Origin of the sequence: Pseudomonas indica NBRC 103045 (assembly GCF_002091635.1) — a bacterium.
Lineage (GTDB): Bacteria > Pseudomonadota > Gammaproteobacteria > Pseudomonadales > Pseudomonadaceae > Pseudomonas_M > Pseudomonas_M indica.
In genome coordinates this window covers 42070-60790 of record NZ_BDAC01000016.1, presented here as the reverse complement: position 1 = coordinate 60790, position 18721 = coordinate 42070, and the positions used below count along the sequence as shown (strand labels likewise).

Below are 18721 nucleotides of genomic sequence, written 5' to 3'. Positions count from 1 at the left end.
GGGGCGGGGCCTAGCCTGATTCCAGATCGGCGGGAGGTCTCGTGATGAACGTGGTACCGAGCGTATGCACCTTTTGTGGCGTGGGCTGTGGCATCGGCCTGCGGGTCGAGAACGATCGGGTGGTTGGCGTCGAACCGCAGCCCGGCCACCCGGTCAGTCAGGGGCAGCTCTGCGCCAAGGGCTGGTCCACCAGTTTCGCCATTGATGCCGGGCATCGTTTGACCCGGCCGCTGATCAAGGAGCACGGGCGGTTCCGCCCGGCGTCCTGGGACGAAGCGCTGGAGCGGGTCGCCAACGAGTTCGGCGTGGCGCGGGATGCCGCTGGCCCCACGGCGGTGGGCGTGATCAGCTGTGCCCGCGCAACCAACGAGGATAACTACGCTGCGCAGAAGTTCGCTCGGGCCGTGCTCGGGACCCACAACATCGATCACTGCGCGCGGATCTGCCACAGCCCCTCGGTGGCCGGCCTGGTACGCACCCTGGGCTCCGGGGCGATGACCAACGGCATCGCCGACATCGACCTGGCCGACGTCATCCTGGTGATCGGCGCCGACGTGACCGAAAACCACGCCATGATCGGCGCCCGCATGCTGCGCGCCCAGGCGCGGGGGGCGCGGCTGATCGTGATCGACCCGCGCCGGACGCGCCTGGCCCGGCTGGCGGACATCCACCTGCAACCGCGCCTGGGCACCAATATCGCGCTGCTCAATGGCCTGTTGCAGATCATCCTGGCCAACGGCTGGGAGAACAGCGCGTTCCTGGCCTCCCGCTGCGAGGATACCGGCCCTCTGCGGCATCATTTGTCCGACGTGACGCCGGAGCGAACGAGCGCCAAGACCGGTATCGCGGTCGCCGATCTGGAGGAGGTGGCCCGTCTCTACAGTCAGGCCAGGGCCGCGTATCTCGCCTATGGCATGGGCATCACCCAGTTCCAGAGCGGTACCAACAACGTGATTGCGGTTTCCAACCTGGCCCTGGCCTGCGGCCAGGTCGGGCGGCCGGGAACCGGCATCAATCCCCTGCGTGGCCAGAACAACGTGCAGGGTGCTTGCGACATGGGCTGCCTGCCCAACGTCTATCCCGGCTATCAGGATGCCTCGGCCCTGGCGGTGCAGGCCCGGTTCGGCGAAGCCTGGAGCGTGACCTCGCCGGTGACGCCCGGCCTGACGTCCCTGGGCATGACCCGTGCGGCCCGCGATGGCGCCCTGCGAGCCCTGATGATCATCGGCGAAGATCCGGTGCTCACCGATCCGGACCAGAACCAGGTGGCCCACGCGCTCGGCGCACTGGATTTCCTTGTGGTGCTGGAGCTGAGCATGACCGAAACGGCGCGGCTCGCCGACGTGGTGCTGCCGGCTGCCTCCTTCGCCGAGAAGGACGGCACCTTCACCAACTGCGAGCGCCGTGTGCAGCGTGTGCGCCGCGCGGTGACGCCACCGGGCGAGGCGAAGGCGGACTGGAAGATCCTCGCTGAGCTGGCGGTGCGCATGGGGTATCCCGGCATGGACTGGGAAGATGCCGAGGCGGTGTTCGACGAGATGGCCCTGCTGACGCCGATCTTCTCGGCCATGACCTACGCACGGTTGGACGAGCACCATGGCCTGCAATGGCCCTGCGATGCCGCGCGACCGCAGGGGTCTCCTTTCCTGCACGAGGAACGCTTCCCCCTGGGCAAGGGCCGGCTGCTACCGGTCACCAACGTGGCGCCCGACGAATGCCCCGATGCGGAATATCCGTTCTTCCTGACCACTCATCGGCTCCATTTCCAGTACGGCGGCGGATCGATGACACGGCATTCGCCGCTGCTCGAGCGGGAGATTCCTGCCGGCCTGCTATCGATGCATCCCGACGACGGCGGCGCCCTAGGATTGCATGACCGCCAGGCGGTGCGTGTGCGCTCCCGGCGCGGCGAACTGGAAACCCGGGTCCGCCTCACCGACGAGGTGCCGCGGGGCACCGTGGCCATGCCGTACCATTTCCGGGAAGCCCCCTGCAATCGCCTGACCAACGATGCCCAGGATCCCATCACCCACATGCCGGAGTTGAAAGCCTGTGCGGTCGCGGTCGAAGGCTTGCCGGCCGGGGAAGCGCCGAATGCCGAAGCGGGCGCGGCCGAGGTGATTCGCCATGTCCACTCATGAGCTGGCCGAGGTGGAACGTCTGCGCAGGCACCTGGCGCAGTCCCGGCGCCTGTACGAGGTGCGCGACGATGGGCAGGGCGGACGGCATTGGCAGGAGGTCGGGCCGAAGGACTTCACCCCACTCGAACCGGAGGGCGATCCGCCGCCGTTCTCGGCGAAGCTGTTTTTCTTCGCCGAGCGGGAACTGTTGTTCCGCTTCGATGGCGGCCAGTTCTATTCGTCCCTGCCCGAGGTCAGGCCGCAGGCGATCTTCGGCCTGCATGCCTGCGACCTGCAGGCCATTGCCTACCAGGACCGCTTCTTCGCCCAAGACCCGCATTATCAGGCGCGCCGTCACGCCACCCTGCTGGTGGGAGTGGAGTGTCGGGAAAGTTGCAGCAACGGGTTCTGCAGCCTGGTGGAGAGCGGGCCGCTGGTGGGCGACGGTCTCGCCGACCTGGTTCTGGTGCGGCGCGACGATGCGCGGGGCTGGTGGCTGCGCGTCGGTTCCGCCGCGGGGGCCGAGGCCATTCGCGAGCTGCGTCTGCCGACGAACCTGGACGGCTGCCAGGCGACCCGGGAATCCAACGCCGCGCGGGTGGCGCTGGCTCAACTGCACGACCGGGAGTTGCTCGACGGCGTGGCGGCGCTGAACGCCGGGCAGGTATCGGCGGACACCTGGGAAACGCTGGGGACACACTGCTTCGGGTGTTCCGGCTGCACCCAGGTATGCCCGACCTGTTCCTGTTTCGCGCCGTTGGAGCAGGTCGGCGCGAGCGGCGAAGTCCAGCATGAACGGGTCTGGGATTCCTGCCTGTACGAAGGTTTCCAGGCCGAAGCGAGCGGGCACAACCCCAGTGCCTCCCCGGGTCAGCGTGTCCAGCGATTCTGGTTGCACAAGTTCGGCGAGCCATTCCGCGAGCAGTTCGGCCATTACGGTTGCGTAGGCTGCGGGCGTTGCGACCGGGTATGCCCCGGCGGCATCGGCGTTCACGGGGTGATAGGGGAGGTGGGGCGGCCATGATTGACCTGACTCCGCGCAAGTTGCACTTGCTGGACAGCTACGAGGATGGACGGGACGCCCGGCATTTCAGCTTTCGTATCGATTTCCCCCAGGCGCACGACCTGGCCACGATGCCTGGGCAGTTCTTCATGCTGGCGGTGCCGGGTGTCGGCGAGGCGCCGTTCACCTATGTCAGTCCGCCGAACCTGTATGGCCATTTCAATGCGCTGATACGGCGGATGGGCAACCTGACCGATGCGCTCTTCGCGCTTCGCCCCGGCGACACCCTTGGCTATCGTGGTCCGTTCGGCAAAGGCTGGCCGCTGTTCTTCAGCCCGCGCCGTGTGCTGGTAGTCGCCGGAGGTTGTGGTTTGGCGCCGTTGGCAGGCCTGATCGACGAGGCGTCCAGGGAGCATCTGTCGTCGCGCCTGAGCGTTGTCTATGGGGCTCGTCGCGACGAGGACCAGATCCTCGCTCGGGAGCGTTTGCGCTGGAAGTTGGCGATACCGTTCATCGAGACATTGGACGATGCCGCGGCGGGTCAGCGGCGGGGCACGCCCCTCGATCATTTCGACGAAGTCTTCGCCACGGTGCAGCCGGATACCCTGCTGTGCTGCGGGCCCGAGTCGCTGATGCTGGGTGCCGCCCGTGCAAGCGTCGAGCATGGCATCCAACCCAGCCGCATCTGGGTGTCCCTGGAGCGTCGTATGCACTGCGGTGTCGGCTTGTGTGGCCATTGCTACATCGGGGCGAGCTACGCCTGTCTGGACGGCCCGACCTATCGCTATGACCGTTTCCTGGCGCTGACCGGTGCCACGGACTCTTGTGCGGCACCGGCGCTGCAGCGCTGCTGAGATCGGAGGAAGGACAATGCGACCGGCTCTCATCGAAAAGAACCCAGAGGCCATGCGGGTGGAGCCCAATTGGTCGGCATGTCCCGAAACGCAGGCCGCCTTCAGTTGGCAGGCAGCGGCGCGAGAGCTGGCGGGGCTGCCCGGAGGGGGCATGAATCTGGCACACGAGGCCGTCGACCGCCATGCCCTGAATGGGCTACGTCGGCATGTCGCCCTGCGCATCCTGGAGCGGAGCGGCGGCCGGAGGGACGTCACCTATGGTCAGTTGAGCAGCCTGACCAATCGATTCGCCAATGTCCTGACGATGCTCGGCATGTCGGTCGGGGATCATCTATTCGTCCTGTGCGAACGGAGTCTCGAGCTGTACCTCGGGGTGCTGGGCGGCCTGAAGAATGGTTGTGTGGTATCGCCATTGTTTTCTGCCTTCGGCCCGGAGCCTCTGGAAACCCGCCTGCGCTTGGGCGAATGTCGAATGTTGCTGACCAGCGAGGCACTCTACCGGCGCAAGGTGGCCGCGTTGCGGGAGCGTCTGCCGGCTCTCGAACAGGTGTTGGTCTATAACGAGAACGGGGGGCCGTCGAGTACGGAGGGGGGCTCGATCTGCATGAACTGCTGGCCGAGGCAGCGGACGATTTCGAGGTGGTGCATACGACCGAAGACACGCCGTCGTTGCTGCATTTCACCAGTGGTACCACCGGTACGCCGAAAGGGGCCCTGCATGTGCATGGCGCGGCATTGACCCACTATGTCACCGGCAAGTTCGCACTGGATCTGCACCCCAACGACATTTACTGGTGTACCGCGGACCCCGGTTGGGTAACCGGTACCTCCTACGGCATCCTTGCTCCGTTGATGCAGGGTGTGACCTGTATCGTCGATAGCGGCGATTTCGATGCGGCGCGCTGGTACGAGATCCTGGAGCGCGAGCGGGTTACCGTCTGGTACACCGCGCCGACGGCGATCCGGATGCTGATGAAGGCGGGGCCGGAGCTGGCGTGCCAGCACTATTTCCCGCAGTTGCGTTTCGTCGCCAGTGTGGGCGAACCACTCAATCCTGAGGCCGTATGGTGGGGGCAGGACGTGCTCGGCCTGCCCATCCATGACAATTGGTGGCAGACGGAAACCGGCGGCATCATGATCGCCAACACCCTGGCCATGCCGATCAAGCCCGGCTCCATGGGCAAGCCGTTGCCGGGTGTCGAGGCTGCCGTTGTCCATTTGCACGACGACGGTACGTTGGAAATGCTAGGCGACGAGCAGATTGGCGAGCTGGCCCTCAGGCAACCCTGGCCAGGCATGTTCCGTACCTATCTTGGCCAGGAAGCGCGCTACCGCCGTTGTTTCGCCGGCGGCTGGTACCTCAGCGGCGATCTGGCACGCCGCGATGGCGATGGCTATTACTGGTTCGTCGGCCGTAGTGATGACGTGATCAAGTCCGCCGGCCACCTGATCGGTCCGTTCGAAGTGGAAAGCGCGTTGATGGAGCACCCGGCGGTGGCCGAGGTGGCGGTGATCGGCAAACCGGACGACCTGCTCGGTGAGCGGGTCAAGGCGTTCGTTTCGTTGAAGGGCGGCCGTCATGCCAGCGATGGCCTGCGTGACGAACTACTTGGTCACGCCCGCGTACGCCTGGGGGCCGCGGTGGCGCCGAAGGAGCTGGAGTTTGTCATCAGCCTGCCGCATACCCGCAGCGGCAAGCTCATGCGCCGGTTGCTCAAGGCCCGCGAGCTGGGGTTGCCGGAGGGCGATACCTCGACGCTGGAGAATCCGGCATGAACGGGCACCCCTCGATCGACTCATCGGCCGCCGTAGGCCTGCTGTTCGACATGCTGCGCATCCGTCGGCTCGAAGAGCGTTCCGCAGAGCTGTATGGCCAGGGCCGGATTCGCGGCTTCCTGCATCTCTACATCGGCGAGGAGGCCGTGGCGGTCGGCGCCGTGCACGCACTGGCACCGGACGACGCGGTAGTGGCGACCTATCGCGAGCATGGCCATGCCTTGCTCAAGGGCGTGCCGATGACGGCAATCATGGCGGAGATGCTTGGCTACCAGGAGGGATGTTCGCGTGGGCGTGGCGGTTCCATGCATTTGTTCGATGCGGCAACTCGCTTCTTCGGCGGCAACGCCATTGTTGGCGGTGGGCTGCCGTTGGCGGCGGGCCTGGCGCTGGCCGAACAAATGCAGGGCAGCACACGCTTGGTGGCCTGCTTCTTCGGCGAGGGAGCGATGGCGGAAGGCGCCTTTCACGAAGCGATCAACTTGGCGGCGCTCTGGCAACTGCCGGTGCTGTTCTGCTGCGAGAACAACCTTTATGCGATGGGCACCGCACTGGAGCGCTCCCAGTCGCAAACCGACCTGTGCGCCAAAGCCGCGGCCTACAAGGTGGCGGCACAGGCGGTGGACGGCATGGACGTGGTCGCGGTGCACGATGCCACGCGCCAGGCGGTCGAGCGGGTACGGGCCGGTCTGGGACCTTACTTTCTCGAGTTCAAGACCTACCGTTTCCGTGCCCACTCGATGTTCGATCCCGAGCTGTACCGCGACAAGGCCGAGGTGGAGCGCTGGAAAGCACGCGACCCGATCCCCGCCTACCGTGCCCGGCTGCTTGCCGGGAAAGTGCTGGACGACGACGGCGTCGCCGCGTTGCTCGCCGAGGTGGAACGTGAAGTCGAGGCCGCTGTCGCCTTCGCCGAGGCGGGCACCCTCGAACCGCTGGAAACGCTGTGCCTCGACGTCTACACCGGGGAGGGCTCGGCATGACCCGCATCACCTATCGCGAAGCCTTGCGCCAGGCCCTGCGGGACGCTCTGCTGCGGGACCCGCGCGTGTTCCTGATGGGGGAGGACGTCGGGCGTTATGGCGGCACCTATGCGGTATCCAAGGGTTTGCTCGACGAGTTCGGCGCCGAGCGCATCCGCGACACGCCGCTGTCCGAGCTGGCGTTCGTCGGGGCGGGCATCGGCGCGGCGCTGGGCGGCATGCGGCCGATCGTCGAGGTGATGACGGTGAACTTCAGCCTCCTGGCGCTGGACCCGCTGGTGAACACGGCGGCGACCCTGCGGCATATGTCCGGTGGGCAGTTCTCCGTGCCCCTGGTGCTGCGCATGGCCACCGGGGCGGGCCGGCAACTGGCTGCCCAGCATTCGCACAGCCTCGAGGGTTGGTTCGCCCATGTGCCGGGCTTGAAGATCCTCGCGCCGGCCACCCTGGAAGATGCGCGCGGCATGCTTTGGCCGGCATTGGAGGATCCTGACCCGGTACTGATCTTCGAGCATGCCCAGCTCTACAACCTGGAGGGCGAACTCGACGACAGCGCGCCGCTGGACATCCGCTCGGCACGGATTCGCCGTGAGGGCACCGACCTGACCCTGATCGCCTATGGCGGCACCCTCGGCAAGGCGCTGGCCGCGGCCGAAAGCCTGGCCGCAGAGGGCCTCTCCGCCGAGGTCATCGACCTGCGCGTGCTGCGCCCGCTGGACGACGCCACCCTGCTGGCTTCGGTGTGCAAGACCCGCCGGGCCCTGGTAGTGGACGAGGGCTGGCGCAGCGGCAGCCTGGCCGCCGAAATCATCGCCCGCATCGTCGAGCAGGGCTTCTACGAACTGGATGCGCCGCCCGCTCGGGTATGCAGCGCGGAGGTCCCCATGCCTTATGCCAAGCATCTTGAGGAGGCGGCCTTGCCGCAGGTTGCCGGCATCGTCGCGGCGGCGAGGGGGTTGCTCGGATGATCGAATTCCCGCTGCCCTCGCTGGGCGCCGACATGGACGAGGGCCGGTTGCTGGAGTGGAAGGTACAGCCCGGCGAAAAGGTCCACCGCGGCCAGGTGATTGCCGTGGTCGACACCGCCAAGGCGGCGGTGGATGTGGAGTGCTGGCAGGAGGGCGAGGTCTTCGAGCTGCTGGTCGAACCGGGCGTCAAGGTGCCGGTCGGCACGCCGATCGCGACCCTGCTCGAAGCTGGGGAAACGCCAGCGACCGCGCAGCACAGGGTCAAGGCTGCCGTCGCCGCACCGGAGCCGCTGGCATCTCCTGTCGCCCCCGTCATGCCCCTGGGCAGTCGGCCACGCATTTCTCCGGCCGCACGCAAGCGGGCCGCCGAGCTGGGTATCGACGCCGAGCGTCTGCATGGCACCGGTCCGCATGGCGTGGTCACCTTGGACGATGTCGAAGGGGCGGGCTGGCCGGCGGCCCCGGTCGATCGCAATGCCGCCATGCGTCAGGCCATCGCCGCCGCGATGAGCCGTTCCAAGCGCGAGATTCCGCATTACTACCTGGCAGAAGCCCTCGACCTCGGTCCGATGCTGAGCTGGCTGCAAACGTACAACGCGCCGCTGGCGCCGGAAGCCCGCCTGCTGCCCGCCGTCCTGCTGTTCAAGGCCGTGGCACTGGCGCTGCGCGAGTACCCGCAACTCAACGGTTACTGGCACGATGGGAGCTTCCAGCCGGCCAGCGGCGTCCACCTGGGCGTGGCCGTCTCCCTGCGCCAGGGCGGATTGGTCGCCCCGGCCCTGCATGACGTGGCGGACAAACCCGTGCAAGCGCTGATGGACGAATTCACCGACCTGGTGCAGCGCGCCCGCAGCGGCTCCCTGCGCAGTTCCGAACTGAGCGGTGCGGGGCTGACCGTCACGCTGCTCGGCGACCAGGGTACGGACAGCGTATTCGGCGTCATCTATCCGCCACAGGTAGCCCTGGTGGGCTTCGGCCGTATCGTCGAGCGGCCCTGGGTCGAGAACGGCGCGTTGTGCGTCAGGCCGGTGGTGAATGCCACCCTGGCGGCCGACCACCGGGCCAGCGACGGTCACTACGGCGGCCGTTTTCTCGGCGAGATTCGCCGGTTGCTTCTGCTACCCGACCAGCTGTGAGGAGATGGAAATGGACGAGGCGGCGATCCGCAACGAAGTGCTGCAGGCCCTGAAGAGCGTTGCGCCGGAAGTCGAGCCCGAGCGGCTGCGTTGCGACCGCCCGCTGCGCGAAGAGGTGGACCTGGACTCGATGGATTGGCTGCGCTTCATGGCCAGCCTGCATCGACGCCTGGGCGTCAGCATTCCCGAGGAGGACTACCGGCGCCTCGACCGGATCGACGTCCTGGTGGACTACCTGCGGCGAAGATTGGCGTGACTCGTTCGGACGAAAGGAAAGCCACGTGCCGGCCCGTTTGATTTGCATCAAACCTGCGACAGCCAGCTGCCGTTAGGTTGGGTTGCAATTGCCCATGGAGCCGCTCGCGCAGCGGAGGAGGCCATGCCGATGTACCCGTTCAGTTCCCCGTCCTTCGCCGGAAGAGCGGCCGATAACGAACTGTCTGTGTGTCCGGGTTCCGGATTCGGTCGTGTGGTCGCCTGCATCGGCTCCAGCGAGCCGGTCGGCAAGGTCATCCAGCATGCGGCCGCGATGTCCAGGGCATTGAATGTGCCGCTTGTGCTGTTGAAAGTGCTCGAGACTCGCGCGGAGGGAAACAGGCGGCTGGACCCGGTGGATTGGGATATCTGCTGCCGGGAGGCCCAGGCTCGGATGGAGGCCCTGGCCCGCAGCTACCGCGAACTGTGTCCGGTGGTCGAGACCGAAATCATCGAGGGGCAACCAGCGGAACAGATCAGCCTGCACGCGATAAGTCATCCGACCGACCTGACGGTGCTGGGTACGCACGGCGAGTGGCGGGCGTCGCACTGGGTCCTGGGCGACACGGCGCGGGAAGTGGTCGAGCGTTCACCGGGGTCGTTGCTACTCGTGCCCTGCGAAGCCGAAACCGTAACTGCCGAGGGCTACCGTCGTGTGTTGGTTCCGGTCGACGGCTCATGCCGCGCGGAAAGCGTCCTGCCGTTCGCGATGCGCCTGGCCAAAGTCCAGAACGCGGAACTGGTGCTTGCCCACATCGTCCCTCCGTCGGCATTGACCGAGGTCGGCCCGCCCGAAAGCGAAGATATCGAACTCTGCCAGCAGCTGTTGCGGCGCAACGAGCGCGTCGCCCGGCAGTATCTGGATCAATTGCAGGCCCGTGCCTCGGAGAACGGTGTCGTCGCCCGGACGCTGGTGCAATGCGCCGATGTACGCAGCAGCCTGGCGCGTCTGGTCGCCGACGAAACCGTCGACATCGTGGTGCTGTCCGCCCAAGGGCACAGCGGGCGTCTGGATGTCCCTTACGGCAGCGTGGCTGGATTTCTGATGACTCACGCCAGCAAGCCGCTGCTGATCATGCGCCAGCAACCGGCCTCGATGACGCAGACCTGCACGGGCGGCAGGGGCGCGGGGGTACATTCCCCATTGCGGGGAGCGTGGTGACGGCGGTTGCTCCCGAAGGGGAGCGTAGTCCGGTCGAACAGGCGGCGTGCGAGCTGTGCAAACGCCATAGCTACAGCTCCCGCAGGCCGGAGCCGTTGCCGATATGGGCCCGGATCGAGGCGCTGGAAGGCTGGCTGGAGCGGGCCCGGACCTTGTGCCTGGACCCGCCGCCGGAAGTCACCAAGGCCGCCGAGTGGCTGCTGGACAACGACTATCAGGTGCAGCGGGCGGTGCGGCAGGTCGTCCGCGACCTGCCGGCGGCGTTCTACGAGCGCTTGCCCTGCCTGACCAATCCGGGCGAGGAGGGGGTGCCGAGGGTATTCGCCGTGGCCCAGTGGTACCTGCATGCCTCGCGCCTGCAATTGTCCCTGTCGAGCGTCGTGCAGTTCGTCCGTACCTACCAGGGCGAAGCCCCCCTGAGCATCGCCGAACTCTGGGCGTTCCCGACCATGCTGCGCCTGACCTGCCTGGAGGTGCTGGTCTGTGCGCTGGGCCGGTTGCTGCCCGCCTTGGAGAGCCCGTTCCCGCTCAGCAGACACTGTGCCGATGCCGGTGTCTTCGAAGACACCGAGTGCGTCGCGCGGGCGCTGGCGAACCTGGCGATCATCGCCTCGACACCCTGGAAGGATTTCTTCGAGCGTTGCAGCCTGGTGGAGGAACGGTTGACCCGCGACCCCGCCGGGGTCTATGCGCACATGGATTTCGAAACCCGCGACCGCTACCGCAAGGCGCTCGAAGAGCTGGCCCGGGGCGCGGAGCGCGACGAAATCGAGGTGGCCGAGCAGGTGCTGCGTCGCGCGGCCGAAGGCGACAGGCGGGCGTCCAGCGGCCACGTCGGTTATTGGCTTATCGGTCCGGGCCGGGAGGTCTGCGAAACTGCCCTGGGCTATCGGCCGACCTGGCTGGCGGGCTGGCGCCGCCTGCTGTATCGCCGGGCAGGGACGATCTACGCGGGCAGCCTGATGCTCGCCGGGGTGGCCGCCCTGGTCCTGCCCGGTGGGTATCTGGCCGTTGCCGGGGCGACGCCGGGGCTCTGGTTCGCCGGACTGCTGCTCGCGCTGATTCCGGCCTCGGTGCTCAGCGTCACGGTGGTCAACTGGTGGGTCACGCTGAATGTGCCGCCCCGGCTGCTGCCCAAGCTGGATTTCAGCCAGGGCATCGATCCGGCGTGCGCCACCGCGATCGCAGTGCCGGTGCTGCTCGATGGGGTGGACGAAACGCGGGCGGTGCTGGAGCGCCTGGAATTGCATTACCTGGCCAACCCTGACCCGGCGTTGCGTTTCGTTCTGCTCAGCGATCATCTCGAAGCGCCTGCCGAAAGCCTGCCCACCGACGGGGCGGTGGAGAACGCCCTGGTCCAGGGGTTGAGGCGACTCAACGAACGCTATGGAAAGGACGGTGGCAGACCTTTCCACCTTCTGCATCGGCCGCGCCGCTACAACCCCGGCGAACGCTGCTGGATGGGTCGGGAACGCAAGCGCGGCAAGCTGGAGGACTTCAATCGCTACCTGCTCGACGGAGACGACTGCGCGTTCTGCCTGCGCGAAGGCGATGCCGCAGCCCTGCGCGGTATCCGCTTCGTGATCACGGTCGACGCGGATACCGCCTTGCCGTCCGGCTGCGCCGCTCGGCTGGTGGGTACCCTGGCGCATCCGCTCAACCGCGCCGAATTCGATCCCGACAGCGGACGTGTGCTGCGCGGCTATACCGTGTTGCAGCCGCGCGTGGAAATCGCCCCGGAGCAGGGCGAGCGCTCGTTGTTCGCCCGTCTCTATACCGGCGACACGGCCATCGACATCTATACGCGCGCGGTATCCGACGTCTATCAGGATCTGTTCGGCAGCGGCATCTTCGTCGGCAAGGGCATTTACGAGGTAGCCAGTTTCCAGCGCAGCCTGGAGGGCCGGGTGCGGGAAAACAGCCTGGTCAGCCATGACCTGTTCGAAGGCATCCACGGCCGGGCGGGGCTGGTCAGCGATATCGTGCTCTACGAGAACTTTCCCCGCAGCTACCTCGACTATGCGCGCCGCCAGCATCGCTGGGTGCGCGGCGACTGGCAGTTGCTGCCGTGGCTGTGGCGCTCCGTTTCCGGCAGCGACGGCATGCGGTTGAAGAACCGGCTGTCGGCGCTGGATCGCTGGAAACTGATCGACAACCTGCGGCGCAGTGTGGTCCCCCTGGCCCTGGTCGTCCTGGCCGCCGCCGGCTGGCTGTGGCTGCCCGGCTCGCCCTGGGTGTGGACGCTGCTGACCGTGGCGGCGCCGGGCGCCTACCTGTTCACCGACCTGATCACCGGGCTCGCCCATGGCCGGCGGCGCGGTGCGGTGCGCGGCCTGTTGCGCCGCCTGCTCGATCACGTCGGGCGCTGGTTTCTCGCCCTGGTATTCCTGGTCAACGATGCTGCCATCGCTCTCGATGCGCTGGTTCGTACCCTGTGGCGGCTCGGCGTATCGCGCCGTCACCTGCTGGAGTGGACCACGGCCGCGCACCAGGCCTCGTTCCTCGCGCGGCGGGGCTCGCATGGCTATGTCTGGAGGCAGATGTGGCCCTCGCCGATGCTGGCCGTGACCCTGGCCATTGTCCTGTGGCGGGTCCATCCGGCCGCGTTCTGGCCTGCCGCGCCCTTACTGCTGGTGTGGCTGCTGGCACCGGGGGTCGCCCTGTTCATCAGCCTGCCGCGCCGCGAGGCGACTGATGAGCCGAGTGGTGAACAGCATGTCTTTCTCCGGCGGCTGGCGCGGCGCACCTGGCTGTTCTTCGAGACCTTCGTCGGCCCCGACGACAATTGGCTTCCACCGGACAACTACCAGGAGGAGCCCTATTCGGAGATCGCCCACCGTACCTCTCCCACCAATATCGGCATGCTGTTCGTATCGTCCCTCGGCGCTGCCGACCTAGGGTACGTAGGGCTGTCCGATTTCGCGGCACGCATCCGCCGGGGGCTGGATACCCTCGAACGGATGGAGCGCTATCGCGGGCACTGGCTCAACTGGTACGACACCCGCCTGCTGCTTCCGCTGGAGCCTCGGTACATCTCGACGGTGGACAGCGGCAACCTCGCCGTCTGCCTGCTGACCCTGCAACAGGGATGCCTGGAGATCGCGGCGGGCCCCGCGTTGCCGACCAGCCTGTGGGATGGCCTGGAGGATACTTTCGAGCTGCTCCGGGAAGCGCTGATGCCGGTGGGCGACCATGAGCTGGAAGAGCGCCTCGCCGCTTTCGCTATCCAGGTCTCGCGGTGCCGCGAGCATCCCGCCGGACTCGATGCGCTCGATGAGTGCGAGAAGGCGCTGCGCGATGCCGTGGGGCGGATGATCGCCCGTGAGCAGGGGCTGGCGATCCAGCAGCTGAAGGAGGTACAGACCTGGCTGGAGCGGCTGCACCACCATCTGCGGGAGATCCGCCGCGACCGCGAGCGGCTGATGCCTTGGTTCTCCCCCTTGCGGGACGCGCTGCCGCCGGTGGCGAAGCTGGCCCGGCAGATTGAGCAATGCCTGCCGGTCGATTTGCCCATGAGCGGAATCGGTCCGGCGGTCGTCCAGGCCCGTACCTTGCTCGGCCGCTTCGCCGGCGTGAACGGCGAGACGAAGGTCTGGCTCGGCAAGCTGGATGCAGCGCTGGAGCAGGGCCTGGAGGAGCAGTCGGCCTTGCGCCGGGATTTGCTCGACGACGCGACGCGAGCTGGGGACATGGCGTTCTCGATGGATTTCCGTCCTCTCTACGACGCGGAAAAGCGCTTGTTCCACATTGGCCACAACCTGAGCGCGGACCGCATCGACAGCCACCACTACGACCTGCTGGCGACCGAGGCGCGACTGGCCAGCTACTTCGCCATCATGAAAGGCGACGTGCCCCTCGAACACTGGTTTTATCTGGGGCGGCCGTTGTCCCGTCTCGCCGGCCGCCTGTCCCTGGTGTCGTGGAACGGCTCGATGTTCGAATACCTGATGCCGCCCCTGCTGCTGCCGAGCCACGCCGGCTCGTTGCTCGGCCAGAGCGAGCGCGCGGCAGTGGCCGTGCAACGCGAATACGCGAGGACGCAGGATGTTCCCTGGGGCATCTCGGAATCGGCGTTCGCCTCGCGCGATCCCGAGCATCGCTACCGCTACCGCGCGTTCGGCGTTCCGGAGCTGGGGTTGCGTCGCGACTTGGCGCAGGACTTGGTCATCACACCCTATGCGTCGGCCCTGGCGCTCGCGGTCAGCCCCAGGGCGGCGGTGGAGAACCTGATCGAGTTGCAACGGCTCGGGCTGGTGGGCAGCTATGGGCTCTACGAGGCGGCGGATTTCACCGCCGACCGAGTACCCAGCGGGCGTCGCTTTTCCACCGTCCGGGCCTACATGGCCCACCACCAGGGCATGATCTTCGCTGCGCTGAACAACGCCTTGTGTGGCAATGCCCTGGTCCGCCGCTTCGGCAGCGTGCCGCGCGTCAAGGTCATGGAGTTGCTGTTGCACGAGCGCGTACCCCTGGAGTTACCGGCCGATCCCCGGCGCAGCGAGTCGCTGGAGCGGCCGGCACCCGACTGGAGCGGCGTGGCGCCGCCCCAGGCCTGGACGCCAACGGGCGACGAGTGGTTTCCGCAGGCGCATCTGCTGGGCAACGGGCGGCTCCACAGCTGGATATCCCGTGCCGGGGCCGGTGGCTTGAGCTGGCACCGGCATGCGCTGACGCGCTGGCGGCCGGATGCGACCCGCGATCACCACGGACTCTGGGTCTACGTCCGGGACGAGGAGAGCGGCGATCTCTGGTCGGCTGGCCGGCAGCCGACCGGTGCCGTGTCCGCGCAGGAGCGGGTTGTCTTCCATCCTCATATGGCGGAGTTTCACCGGCACGACCATGGCATCGGTCTGCGTATGGAGGTGACGGTCGCGACGGCGGAGGACATGGAAATCCGCCGGCTCACCCTGACCAACGAATCCGACCGGCCGCGCACGCTCAGCCTGACCAGCTATGCCGAGGTGGCGCTGGCCCCGCCGCTGGACGATGAACGGCATCCGGCCTTCGGCAAGCTGTTCGTGGGCAGCGAATACCTGCCCGGGTTGCGGGCCCTGCTCTTCACGCGGCGGCCCCGCCACGCCGATGAAAAGCCGGCGCTGCTGTTGCACCGGCTGGTCGTCGACGAAACGGATTCCCTGGCGGTCGCTTTCGAAAGCGACCGCGAGGCGTTTCTCGGACGCCATGGCGACGAGCGTCGTCCCATCGGGATTCTGAACGGGCTGCAAGGACGCACCGGCTGGACACTCGACCCGGTCATGGCGCTGCAGGCGCGGATCGGGCTGGCTCCTGGGGAACGCCGGCAGTTGGCCTTCCTGACCCTGGCCGGAGGATCGCGAGAGTCGATCCTCGAGTTGGCCGAACGCTATGCCTCCCTGGCGTCGCTGGACTGGACCTTCGCCGATGCCGCCAGCGAGGCGAGCCGGGAAACGCGCAAGCTCGGGCTGGAGCCGGAGCGGTTGCCGGAGCTGCAGATGCTTGCGTCGCTGCTGCTGTACCCGCACCCGACGCTGCGTACCGGGCCGGAAACGCTGGCGGCCAACCGCTTCGGCCAGCCGCGCCTGTGGGGTATGAGCCTGTCGGGCGACCATCCGATCCTGCTCCTGCGTGTTGCCACCCAACAGGACAGCGGCCTGCTCGCTACCCTGGTGCGTGCCTGCAAGTTCTGGCGGCGGCGCGGCCTGCTGGTCGATCTGGTGATTCTGCGCACGGGCGCCTCGGGCTATGCCGAACCCCTGCGGGAGCAGGTGTTCGCCTTGCTGCGCGAGAGCGGCGTCCAGGACGAACTGGCCAGCCGCGGTGGCGATGTGCATCTGCTGTTCGCCGACCAGTTGCACGATGACGATATCCGCCTGCTGGAGAGCACCGCCCGCATTGTTCTCGACGAGAGCGCCGGACCGCTGGCCCGGCAGCTCGCCGCCGCCATGCCGATGCCGCCGCCGATGCCGCGTTTCGACGGCTCCGGTGCGCCACCGGGCGAATGCATCGACACGCCGTTGGAGCGCCCCGGCGATTTGCTGTTCGACAACGGCCTGGGCGGTTTCAGCCCGGATGGCCGCGAGTACGTCATTCATCTCGAGCCGGGCCGGCACACGCCGGCGCCCTGGTGCAACGTACTGGCCAACGAAGTATTCGGCAGCCTCGTCAGCGAGTCGGGCAACTGCTGCAGTTGGGCGGTGAACAGCGGCGAGAATCGCCTGACGCCCTGGTCCAACGATCCGCTTGGCGACGCGCCCGGAGAAGCGCTCTACCTGCGCGACGAGGAGAGCGCCGAGGTGTGGACGCCCACACCGTTGCCCGCCGGGGAGGCCTGTACCTGCCAGATCCGTCATGGCACGGGTTATACCCTCTGGCGGCAGCACAGCCACGGCCTGGAGCAGGAGTTGCTGGTATGCGTGCCGCCGACGGCGCCGGTGAAGGTGCTGCGTCTGCGCCTGCGCGACGTCAGCGGCCGGTCCCGGCGGATCACCGCGACCTGCTATGTCGAATGGCTGCTCGGCGCCCTGGCGAGCATGGCCAGGCCGCATGTCGTCTGCGATTACGACGCCGAATGCCATGCCTTGCTCGCCCGAAACCCCTGGAACCCCGATTTCGCCGAGCGCGTGGCATTCCTCACCGCCAACAAACCGCCCCACAGCCTGAGCACCGATCGCCAGGACTTTCTTGGCCGTGAGGGACATCCCGCGCTGCCCGCGGCATTGACCCGGTGGGCGCTGGGCGGCCGCGTCGAGGTGGGCGGCGACCCCTGCGCGGCGTTTCAGGTTCACCTGGACTTCGCGCGGGGAGGCAGCGAGGAACTGGTCTTCGTGCTTGGCCAGGGGCAGGATCGTGAGCACGCGAAGAGCCTGGCCGGATTCTGGCAGCAGGCGGGCAGGGCGGAGCAGGGATTGGCCGAGGTCCGGACGTTCTGGGATCACCTGTTGAGTGGGGTTCGCATCAGCACGCCGGCCCCGGCATTCGATGTCATGGTCAATCGCTGGCTGCAATACCAGACGATCGCGTCGCGTCTGTTCGCGCGTGCCGGCTTCTACCAAGCCGGCGGCGCCATCGGTTTTCGCGACCAGTTGCAAGACGTGCTGGCGCTGTTGCACACCGACCCACGGCGCGCGCGGGAGCACATCCTGCTCTGTGCCGCACACCAGTTCGAGGAAGGCGATGTGTTGCACTGGTGGCATCCGCCGTCGGACCGGGGCGTTCGTACCCGTTGCTCGGATGACCTGCTCTGGCTGCCGTTCGCCACCAGCCAGTACGTCGAGGCGACGGGCGACGAATCCATCCTCGGCGAGGCGGTGCCGTTTCTGCAGGCGCCACCGCTGGCCAACGACGAACATGACCGCTATGCCCGCTTCCCGGCTACCGGTCAGGCCTTCAGTCTGTTCGAGCACTGCAAGCGGGCATTGCAACGCGGCGTGACCCGGGGCCAGCACGGACTGCCGCTGATGGGGGCGGGGGACTGGAACGATGGCATGGACCGTGTCGGCCGGGAGGGGCGTGGGGAGAGCGTCTGGCTGGGTTGGTTCGCCATCGCGGCGATGAAGGGCTTCGCGGGGCTGGCCAGGCGCCAGTCCTTCTACGACGTGGAAATCCACTGGACGAAATGCGCCCAGGCCCTGGCCGAGCGGCTGGATCAGGCGGCCTGGGACGGCGCCTGGTACCTGCGCGCGATCGACGATGACGGTCGGCCGTTGGGAAGCCATGCGGACGATGAATGCCGTATCGACTCCATCTCCCAATCCTGGTCGCTCCTCTGCGGGGCGGATGGGGAAGCGCGTGCGCGGATCGCCATGGACAGCGCCGGGCGCCATCTGGTCAGGGATGAGGAACGGCTGGTCCGCCTGCTGTGGCCGCCCTTCGCCGACACGCCCCGTGAGCCCGGCTATATCAAGGCCTATCCGCCCGGTATTCGCGAGAACGGGGGCCAGTACAGCCATGCCGCAGCCTGGTTGGGCATGGCTTTCGCCGGCCTTGGCGATGCGAAGAACGGCTGGCGGATCTTCGATCTGCTGAACCCGGTGAACCAGGCCCGCGAAGCGGGACAATTGGCGACCTACCGGGTCGAGCCCTACGTGCTGGCGGCGGATATCGGCAGTGTCGCCCCCTGGGTCGGACGCGGCGGTTGGACCTGGTACAGCGGCTCGGCGGCCTGGACCTGGCGCCTGGCGGTGGAATCCATCCTGGGGCTGCATCTGCAAGACGGGCGGCTGCGGATCGAGCCTTGCTTACCGCCCGGATGGACGCATTTCAGTGCCGAGGTTCGCGGAGCGAGCGGGACGCTGGCGATCCGGGTGGAGCGGGACGAGGGCCTGCCATGCGGAAGCTACCGGATGACCGTCGATGGCCAGGCGCAAACGGAGCGGCTGGTGGCGTTCCCCAGGGACGGGACGATTGTCCATGTGCGGCTCTGGATACCTTGAACATCCCGCGTTTCAGGCGCTTACCCCAACGGCCATATCCCAATGGATAACCC

Annotated in this window: 11 protein-coding genes; all 11 read left to right on the top strand. The window is 67.3% G+C overall.

Annotated features, from left to right (window positions below):
- The first annotated feature begins 44 nt into the window (after window positions 1-44).
- The 11 genes from fdhF to PIN01S_RS18140 all read left to right on the top strand — a co-directional run bounded on the left by fdhF (window position 45) and on the right by PIN01S_RS18140 (window position 18668).
- Window positions 45-2141 carry a formate dehydrogenase subunit alpha gene (gene fdhF / locus PIN01S_RS18185; protein WP_084337563.1) on the top strand — a complete coding sequence of 699 codons (2097 nt, stop codon included), beginning with the start codon at window positions 45-47 and terminating at the stop codon, window positions 2139-2141.
- Window positions 2128-3144: a 4Fe-4S dicluster domain-containing protein gene (locus tag PIN01S_RS18180; protein WP_084337561.1), complete on the top strand. Its 1017-nt coding sequence runs from the start codon at window positions 2128-2130 to the stop codon at window positions 3142-3144. The genes fdhF and PIN01S_RS18180 overlap by 14 nt, the downstream gene beginning before the upstream one ends.
- Window positions 3141-3977: an FAD/NAD(P)-binding protein gene (locus PIN01S_RS18175; protein ID WP_084337559.1), complete on the top strand. Its 837-nt coding sequence runs from the start codon at window positions 3141-3143 to the stop codon at window positions 3975-3977. The genes PIN01S_RS18180 and PIN01S_RS18175 overlap by 4 nt, the downstream gene beginning before the upstream one ends.
- Before the next feature lie 151 nt (window positions 3978-4128).
- On the top strand, window positions 4129-4716 hold the full coding sequence (locus PIN01S_RS27355; protein ID WP_280141658.1) for an AMP-binding protein: 588 nt from the start codon (window positions 4129-4131) through the stop codon (window positions 4714-4716).
- The gene (locus tag PIN01S_RS27350; protein ID WP_280522869.1) at window positions 4620-5753 is read left to right on the top strand and encodes an AMP-binding protein; all 1134 of its coding nucleotides are present in this window, start codon (window positions 4620-4622) and stop codon (window positions 5751-5753) included. Before PIN01S_RS27355 ends, PIN01S_RS27350 begins: the two co-directional genes overlap by 97 nt.
- Window positions 5750-6736, top strand: a complete 987-nt coding sequence (gene pdhA, locus PIN01S_RS18165) for a pyruvate dehydrogenase (acetyl-transferring) E1 component subunit alpha (RefSeq protein ID WP_084337557.1) — start codon at window positions 5750-5752, stop codon at window positions 6734-6736. Before PIN01S_RS27350 ends, pdhA begins: the two co-directional genes overlap by 4 nt.
- Window positions 6733-7704 (top strand): alpha-ketoacid dehydrogenase subunit beta, encoded by a 972-nt coding sequence (locus PIN01S_RS18160; RefSeq protein ID WP_084337555.1) that lies wholly within the window; start codon window positions 6733-6735, stop codon window positions 7702-7704. The genes pdhA and PIN01S_RS18160 overlap by 4 nt, the downstream gene beginning before the upstream one ends.
- A complete protein-coding gene (locus PIN01S_RS18155; protein ID WP_084337553.1) occupies window positions 7701-8840 on the top strand; it encodes a dihydrolipoamide acetyltransferase family protein in 1140 nt (379 codons plus the stop codon). The genes PIN01S_RS18160 and PIN01S_RS18155 overlap by 4 nt, the downstream gene beginning before the upstream one ends.
- Before the next feature lie 10 nt (window positions 8841-8850).
- Entirely contained in the window at window positions 8851-9096 is a 246-nt protein-coding gene (locus tag PIN01S_RS18150; RefSeq protein ID WP_084337551.1) for an acyl carrier protein, read from the top strand.
- Between the two features lie 129 nt (window positions 9097-9225).
- Window positions 9226-10257, top strand: a complete 1032-nt coding sequence (locus PIN01S_RS18145; protein ID WP_169715846.1) for a universal stress protein — start codon at window positions 9226-9228, stop codon at window positions 10255-10257.
- Entirely contained in the window at window positions 10254-18668 is an 8415-nt protein-coding gene (locus PIN01S_RS18140) for a glycoside hydrolase family 94 protein (protein WP_084337629.1), read from the top strand. The genes PIN01S_RS18145 and PIN01S_RS18140 overlap by 4 nt, the downstream gene beginning before the upstream one ends.
- Window positions 18669-18721 lie beyond the last annotated feature (53 nt).

Excerpts from the sequence above, each read along its gene's own strand:
- PIN01S_RS18180 (WP_084337561.1), top strand. The coding sequence starts at position 2,128 with ATGTCCACTCATGAGCTGGCCGAGGTGGAACGTCTGCGCAGGCACCTG.
- PIN01S_RS18145 (WP_169715846.1), top strand. The coding sequence starts at position 9,226 with ATGTACCCGTTCAGTTCCCCGTCCTTCGCCGGAAGAGCGGCCGATAAC.
- PIN01S_RS18160 (WP_084337555.1), top strand. The coding sequence starts at position 6,733 with ATGACCCGCATCACCTATCGCGAAGCCTTGCGCCAGGCCCTGCGGGAC.
- PIN01S_RS18155 (WP_084337553.1), top strand. The coding sequence starts at position 7,701 with ATGATCGAATTCCCGCTGCCCTCGCTGGGCGCCGACATGGACGAGGGC.
- PIN01S_RS18175 (WP_084337559.1), top strand. The coding sequence starts at position 3,141 with ATGATTGACCTGACTCCGCGCAAGTTGCACTTGCTGGACAGCTACGAG.
- fdhF (WP_084337563.1), top strand. The coding sequence starts at position 45 with ATGAACGTGGTACCGAGCGTATGCACCTTTTGTGGCGTGGGCTGTGGC.
- PIN01S_RS27355 (WP_280141658.1), top strand. The coding sequence starts at position 4,129 with ATGAATCTGGCACACGAGGCCGTCGACCGCCATGCCCTGAATGGGCTA.
- pdhA (WP_084337557.1), top strand. The coding sequence starts at position 5,750 with ATGAACGGGCACCCCTCGATCGACTCATCGGCCGCCGTAGGCCTGCTG.
- PIN01S_RS18150 (WP_084337551.1), top strand. The coding sequence starts at position 8,851 with ATGGACGAGGCGGCGATCCGCAACGAAGTGCTGCAGGCCCTGAAGAGC.